This is a genomic window from Kitasatospora sp. MBT63, from assembly GCF_000710465.2.
In the GTDB taxonomy this organism is placed as follows: domain Bacteria; phylum Actinomycetota; class Actinomycetes; order Streptomycetales; family Streptomycetaceae; genus Kitasatospora.
The window spans coordinates 2,995-4,369 of record NZ_JAIZ01000628.1; the positions used below are offsets into that span (position 1 = coordinate 2,995).

Genomic DNA, 1,375 nt, shown 5'->3' on the forward strand with positions numbered 1-1,375 from the left:
CGCCCCGCCGGCCCCGGCTGGCCTGGCTCGAGGAGAGCGGCGACCACCTGCTGTTCCACCTGACCGCGCTGCTGTCCGTACCCCGGGCGCTGCGCCGCTACCACCGCGAGGTGCGGCGGCTGCTCGCCGAGGTGGTGTTCGGCAGCGGCGGCCTCGGCGTGATCGGCGGCACCGTCGGCGTCATGATCGGCATGACGGTCGCCACCGGCACCGTCGTCGGCCTGCAGGGCTACGCCGCGATGAACCAGCTGGGCACCACCGCCTTCACCGGCTTCATCTCCGCCTACTTCAACACCCGCGAGATCGCCCCGCTGGTGGCCGGCCTCGCCCTGTCCGCCACCGTCGGCGCCGGATTCACCGCCCAGCTCGGCGCGATGCGGATCAACGAGGAGGTCGACGCCCTCGAAGGGATGGGCATCCGCAGCCTGCCCTACCTGGTCACCACCAGGATCGTGGCCGGCGTGGTCGCCATCGTCCCGCTGTACGGCATCGGGCTGCTCAGCTCGTACGCCGCCTCCCGGGCCGTCACCGTGCTGGTCAACGGCCAGTCACCCGGCACCTACGACCACTACTTCGGGCTGTTCCTCGCCCCCGCCGACGTCCTGCTCTCCGGACTCAAGGTGCTGGTCTTCAGCGTCATCGTGATCCTCGCGCACTGCTACTACGGCTACCACGCCAAGGGCGGCCCCGCCGGGGTCGGCATCGCCGTCGGCCGCTCGGTGCGCAACGCGATCGTCATCATCAGCGTCACCGACTTCTTCCTCTCGCTCGCCATCTGGGGCACCACCACCACCGTCCGGGTCGCCGGATGAACGCCGCCCGCCGCCCCCGCCTGGCCCGCCGCCGCACCGCGGGCGTGGTGTTCCTGCTCGTCCCCGCCCTGCTGGCCGGCGTCTGCGTCGCCGTCTACGACGAGGCCTTCGTCCGCGAGGCGACCGTCACCCTCGAGACCGGCACCGCCGGGAACGAACTGCACGTGGGCGCCGACGTCAAACTCCGCGGCGTGGTGGTCGGCCGGGTCCGCGAGGTCGGCGCCGACGGCGAACGCGCCCGGCTCACCCTCGCCCTCGACCCCGACCGGCTCGGGCAGATCCCCGGCGACGTCAGCGCCCGGCTGCTGCCCACCACCCTGTTCGGCGAACGGTACGTCGCCCTCGTGCCCCCCGCGTCCGCCACCGCCGCATCCGCGAGCGCACCGCTGAAGGCCGGCGCCACCATCGGACAGGACCGCTCCGCCGACGCCGTCGAACTCGACCAGGTCCTCGACCACCTGCTGCCGCTGCTCACCGCCGTCCAGCCGGAGAAACTCGCCACCACCCTCGACGCCGTCGCCACCGCCCTGCGCGGCCGCGGCGAACAGCTCGGGCAGACCCTC

Annotated in this window: 2 protein-coding genes; both read left to right on the plus strand. The window is 73.2% G+C overall.

What is annotated here, in order from left to right:
• Window positions 1–17 precede the first annotated feature (17 nt).
• Window positions 18–812 (plus strand): ABC transporter permease, encoded by a 795-nt coding sequence (locus AA75_RS32705; RefSeq protein WP_033824009.1) that lies wholly within the window; start codon window positions 18–20, stop codon window positions 810–812.
• On the plus strand, window positions 809–1,375 hold a 567-nt coding region (locus AA75_RS52675; RefSeq protein ID WP_033823972.1), incomplete at its 3' end, for an MCE family protein. The genes AA75_RS32705 and AA75_RS52675, both read left to right, overlap by 4 nt.